A 5275-nucleotide genomic window follows, 5' to 3' on the forward strand; every position below is an offset into this window, starting at 1 on the left:
CTTGGCGTCTTTTTGGCGTCTTTTTGGCGTCTTTTTGGCGTTTTCATGCCTATATCGGTTTTTTATGGCGTTTTTTTGACGTTTTTTTGACGCTCATGGCTCAGGTTAAGTAAACGCTGAGGCACGTTAGCGATGTATACATCGCCGCGCCGCAAGGGTGCCCCTTCCGAATCCCATTCATCTCTACGAGCTGATAACCCTTCGTTAAATTCAACCCAGCTCCTCAGCATATTTCTACCGAGTCTGATGACTTGACCAGCATCTCACGAACGCGAAAGAATTCCGCGCTCGTTCACCGTTATCGGGGGCGTTTTGCGCAGCAAATCCGCCCTTAGTGACAACATCCCCCCAAAACTGTCCGCCATTCACTTCCGTGCATAGCCATGCACACGCACAAAATTTATCAGAGCGGATTTCGGCGTTTTCAGGCGGGAAAGGGCCGGGTTTTGGTCCGCTTGTCGCAGAACGGCGCTGAGGTCGTTTTCGCGGTGCGCCCAAGAAATGTTATGTTAAATGCCGCGAATAAGAAAGTGGCCGCCTATCGGCTGGCCACTTTATATGGTCATACTTTCTCCGGTTCTAGGTTTTTAATTATTATTTTTCATCAGAAAAAACGCCGGCATTCAAACTGCTCTGAGCTAAAAGCAGGGCATCCGAATAGTTATTATTCGCCATTTTTATAGTTTCCTCTCTATTTTTCTTTTCCTGATCTATAAATTTAGCGATTTTATCTTGTAGTTCCAAGTCAGGAACTGGGATTTGGGTTTTCATTACATCACTATCTAATATAGCAGGATAGCTTGAGCCGGTGGAGAATTTCCTGAACTGCTCTAGCGTGCTCTCCATTTTCAAAACAAATTGCAAGTACAGCGGGTTTATTTTTTCTTTTTTGCAACGAATAACACTAAAACCTGTAGAAGCTATCTGATCATTTAGTTCAGAAGGAACAATAGCTATCGCTCCCCTAGTAGGGCGACAAGTCGAAATAATTATATCTTCTTTCATAACTACTTTTCGTGCTCGCGATGGTGCCTCTTCACCAGTTAACTCTTGGGGGGATATTATTGTGCCTGATGTAACGTCCACGCATGAAATGTCAATGTATTGGAAAACGTTATCAGGGTTTTTAGTTGGGTCTCTCTTTTCTTTCACAACAAAAGCAACGTCAGAAATTTTTTTTATTAACCCATTGTTAAATTTGCTTATTTCTTCTGGCGGTAAGTGGTAATCAATATCCCAACGACCTTCCCGACCAAGATTATTCTGAGTCTCTATTTTTATTTTCATTTCCATCCCCCCATTTTATGGAAGGCTTCAATGGCGTTATGTATTTCGCTCCCTTGCTTAGCTCGCCCGGTAGCATCAAATCCTATGTTTTCTATCTCGCAAAGGAAAACATTGTTTTCAGTTTCAGTTTCATTTTCATTTTTCTTTCTTTTTTGAAAAATACACAAAGATGTTTTTACCATTGCGCCATATGGCTGGAAAGTTTCTTCTGGTAAGCTAATTATGGCTTTTAACTTTGCCTTATTTAAAACCCAATCCCTTACAAATAAGGAAGTTTTATTTTTTAGAAGCCCATCAGGAAGAACTATAGCTAATTTCCCACCAGGTTTAAGAAATTGAAAGCATCTTTCTAAGCCTATTATTTCTAAGGGTAATGATTTTTTCTTATTTCCTAGTTCGAATCTACCAACCATACCCATAACTTCTTGTCGCATAATAGAACCAAATGGTGGGTTTGTCATGATTATATCAAACACTTCAGGAGAATGATTATTATCTCCGCCTATAGAAACAATATCAGGATAATTATCGAAGCTTAATAGAGAGTCAAGGTTTCTGATGTTAGTATGTCCATCATCATGCAGCATCATATCAGTCATTGCTATACGAACCATACGATCTGATTTTTCTATTCCATGTAAATGAAAGAATTTAAATTGATGAATACCATAATCATCTAGAGTTTCACGCTGATTATCCATAACATAATCTAAGCATTTGCTAAGGAAGTGACCTGATCCACAGAATGGATCTAAAATCACATCGGACGCCGTGGGCTTGACTAAACCTATAGCTAACTCAACAATAGGGTCTGGTGTGAAGTATTGGCCCATGCCGGCTCGTATAGCTGATCCAAGGACCTTCTGAAAAGCAGTTCCTTTTATGTCTGCTCTACTATCAACAAATGAAAAATCTTGTATTTTCTCTACGACCTTGAAAAGGGCTATATCGCTGAGTTTTATAGGAGCTTTAAACACTCCTCTTGAACGCTCATATCCGGGTATTCTTTGGCTATAAACTTCTATTTCTTTTCGTTTAGCCTCTTCATAAAGCTCCCTAATATTAGAGGCTGCTTCTGAAGGGTTGGCTGCGCCATATGTTTGAAAACCAAAATCTGTTCCTAAAGGTTTTTCTATTGTTTTTCTTTCATCAAAGATTTTAACATAAATTATCTTTGATAACTCATCTAAAGCTTCATCATCATGAAGACCATCAATATCTCGTAGGATATTATGGCACTCTACTAATAATCTATTGTATTCCTCTGTTATAGGGGTCAAGCCTGTTTTTCGGCCATCCTTTAAATGATTTAATTCTCTTGATAGCTTTACTTTGACTGATAAGTCACCACCATATAATGGTATATCAGATATATAGTCAAAATCATTCGGGTCTATTTTTTTTCTTACGCTTTTTGTTGTTATGCCATCCGTTACCATTCCGATGGTCGCGGTATGTGTAGAAGCCAAATATGATTCTAATTGACGCTCCGCCTCCTTATACTCTATTGGGGTAGAGTTCCTAGATTTGGTTTCAATAATTAAAAATGGCCGCCTATTGTCATTTTTAATTGTAATATCAGCCTGCTTTTCTGATGAGCCCATTTTAATTGATTCTTCAATGGTTATCTTTTCACCTAGCCAGCCGCGAGGATATTTATAGACTGTCAGTAAACGATGTAAAACCCATTGACGAACAAATTCTTCAATTACATCTGGAGCTCCATCAAGCGAACCATGATTCGCTTCCCAATCGATAGCTCTTCTTCTGGCTGATGCTACATCTCCATGGCTTTGAAATAACCAATTGTCCGGATGAATAAGTTCAAACTCACCTAAGCTCGCCATGTGTTACCTTCAATAAAGTTAAAGTTCTAAGAAAAAGGCCTTTAAAAGCCGAAATCACATATTACACTTCATGTGTGATTTTTTCACTAGGTTTGAATTCACTGGCTTGTGGATGCTTGATGAAAGATGAGGCAACAGAAAAGTTTCTTGAGATCGGGATAGGCCCAAGGTAATCTCGTTGGCAAGAAACGAAAAAACCGCCTTGGCGGGCGGTTTTTCGAAGGTTCTCGAGAGTTGGCGCTCTTTTGAACCGTGGTAACTGGCTTTAACGGAGCGCAGTAACCAAATTTGTCCTTTCAGTGTAGCCGTAGTTGGGCTGATACTTCAAGGCTCTTAGCATACTTAGCACATACTTCTCCGCTCCGTAAATCAGTTACCGTTGGCTACCGCCAATGGCGATTTGTCGTGTCTGTCAGGGTTGGACTCAAGAGAACAGTTACCTGAACAAGACGTGGTAGTCGGGCTGAACGGGGAGTTCGTGCATACAGCCCAGCTTGGAGCGAACCACCTAAGCAGCACCCAGTGTCAGGCGTGGTATGAGAAAACGCGGCCATAACAGCGGAAAGACACGGGCTAAGCTGTAAGGTGGGAACAGGAGAGCGCACGAGGGAGCCACCGGAGGGAAACGTCCGGTATCTTTAAGTCCTGTCGGGTTTCGCCCCTTCTGATTTGAGCGCCGGGAATCGCCAGATTTCTGTGATGTTCGTCAGGAGGGCGAAGCCTATGGAAAACCGGGGTGTCGGGGATCTGGCTCGGGGGGAAAGGGGGGCGCTGTTGACGTTAAACTGGAAGATTTATGGCTGGTCGTCTGCATGTTGTATCTAAAAAGGAAAAGCATTTTCTCGATGATGCTGTCTTTGCAGTGGAACGGGAAAAAGGCAAAAAGCTGTCAGGGCCGGAAAAAAAGGAGTGCTGCGGGTTGCCCGTGAACAGTTGATGGGACAGCGTGAAGCTGAAGCAGCTAAACAGGCACGGGCTGAAGAACGTCAGTCCGCTGAGTTTGCCTGGAGCAAGCCTAAGCCCTTTCGTCGTTAATCAGCCACGCTTGCCGCAGCGTTCGTCTGGCGTAGCCAGTGGAGCCGCGGAAGTAGAATTTCACCAGATTTCAGTATAGGGCACGTACGCACCGGACAGTCTGATGACTAAACAGCAAAAAACTGCACTGAACATGGCAAAATTCATTCAGGACCAGAGCCTGCTTTTACTGGAAAAGCTCAATGAGCTGGATTTAGACGGTGAAGCGGATATGTGCGAAAAGCTTCATGAAGATGCTGAACGCCTTTATGACAAACTTCTGGCAACGTTAACTCAAGAATAGCGAAATCTGCATGGCAAAAGTGTCAATCAGTGAAGCAGCAAGGCTTGCCGGCATCAGTCGCCCTACCATTTACAAGATGTTGAACAGCGGACAACTTAATTTTACGTCTGTTGTAAAGGCCGGAAAGAATGTAAAAGTCATTGATACTTCTGAGCTTATCAGGGTTTTTGGCGCTATTGAAAACCTCCCGGAAGTAACAGCCTTTACAGTAAAGCCGGAGCAGGAAATTACACAGGTTAACAGTCCTGATTTACATCATTTACAGCATAAGCTTGAGTTGTTACAGAAGGAAAACGAAGGTTTAAAAGAGGCTGTAGCCTCCCGGGATGACCATATTAATTCCCTTCGACAGGCAATGCTGCTTCTTGAATATAAACAGAACGCGCAGCAACCCTTACGAACCCCGGCTAAATGGTGGCAATTTTGGAAATAACAGGTTCGCAAAGCCTGTTACCTTACCAATTATCCAATGTTCTAGTCCCGATAACACGGCTATTTCTGTGCTTCCTGCGTCTCAGCTGGATCGGGATGACAGGCAGTTAGATTCTTGTGAGGTTTCGCCTGCTAACCTGTTCGCGGCTTTCTGAGCACGCAGAAACTGAAGCCGGTAAGGGCGCGTTCAGCCAGAAAGGCTTAATACCGGGACAAGAAGTGTTTTGTGGCCATCGCCGCTGCGCCAGCTTCACAAAACGGCAGGAAAAGATGTGTCTTTGGAGCGGTTAAGCTTCGCCTAACGCCATTCCAAACTTGGCGTCTTTTTGGCGTCTTTTTGGCGTCTTTTTGGCGTTTTCATGCCTATATCGGTTTTTTATGGCGTTTTTTT

Annotated in this window: 5 protein-coding genes; 3 read left to right on the top strand and 2 right to left on the bottom strand. The window is 43.0% G+C overall.

What is annotated here, in order from left to right:
- Positions 1-594 precede the first annotated feature (594 nt).
- A complete protein-coding gene (locus SC127_RS07825) occupies positions 595-1287 on the bottom strand; it encodes a restriction endonuclease subunit S (RefSeq protein WP_332625920.1) in 693 nt (230 codons plus the stop codon).
- Positions 1284-3134: a restriction endonuclease subunit M gene (locus tag SC127_RS07830; protein ID WP_332625921.1), complete on the bottom strand. Its 1851-nt coding sequence runs from the start codon at positions 3132-3134 to the stop codon at positions 1284-1286. Before SC127_RS07830 ends, SC127_RS07825 begins: the two co-directional genes overlap by 4 nt.
- Before the next feature lie 796 nt (positions 3135-3930).
- On the opposite strand from SC127_RS07830, the gene SC127_RS07835 reads away from it, so the two are divergent.
- From SC127_RS07835 to SC127_RS07845, 3 genes are all read left to right on the top strand, one after another.
- Positions 3931-4071, top strand: coding sequence for a hypothetical protein (locus SC127_RS07835; protein ID WP_332625922.1), 141 nt, complete (start codon positions 3931-3933; stop codon positions 4069-4071).
- 201 nt (positions 4072-4272) lie between these two features.
- Positions 4273-4452: a Rop family plasmid primer RNA-binding protein gene (locus SC127_RS07840; protein ID WP_332625923.1), complete on the top strand. Its 180-nt coding sequence runs from the start codon at positions 4273-4275 to the stop codon at positions 4450-4452.
- A 10-nt stretch (positions 4453-4462) separates the two neighbouring features.
- On the top strand, positions 4463-4885 hold the full coding sequence (locus SC127_RS07845) for a helix-turn-helix domain-containing protein (protein WP_332625924.1): 423 nt from the start codon (positions 4463-4465) through the stop codon (positions 4883-4885).
- Positions 4886-5275 lie beyond the last annotated feature (390 nt).

It is taken from the genome of Pantoea sp. T14 (assembly GCF_036663535.1).
GTDB lineage: Bacteria > Pseudomonadota > Gammaproteobacteria > Enterobacterales > Enterobacteriaceae > Pantoea > Pantoea phytostimulans.

Coding starts and splice junctions, on each gene's coding strand:
- SC127_RS07835 (WP_332625922.1), top strand. CDS start 3,931: ATGGCTGGTCGTCTGCATGTTGTATCTAAAAAGGAAAAGCATTTTCTC.
- SC127_RS07845 (WP_332625924.1), top strand. CDS start 4,463: ATGGCAAAAGTGTCAATCAGTGAAGCAGCAAGGCTTGCCGGCATCAGT.
- SC127_RS07825 (WP_332625920.1), bottom strand. CDS start 1,287: ATGAAAATAAAAATAGAGACTCAGAATAATCTTGGTCGGGAAGGTCGT.
- SC127_RS07840 (WP_332625923.1), top strand. CDS start 4,273: ATGACTAAACAGCAAAAAACTGCACTGAACATGGCAAAATTCATTCAG.
- SC127_RS07830 (WP_332625921.1), bottom strand. CDS start 3,134: ATGGCGAGCTTAGGTGAGTTTGAACTTATTCATCCGGACAATTGGTTA.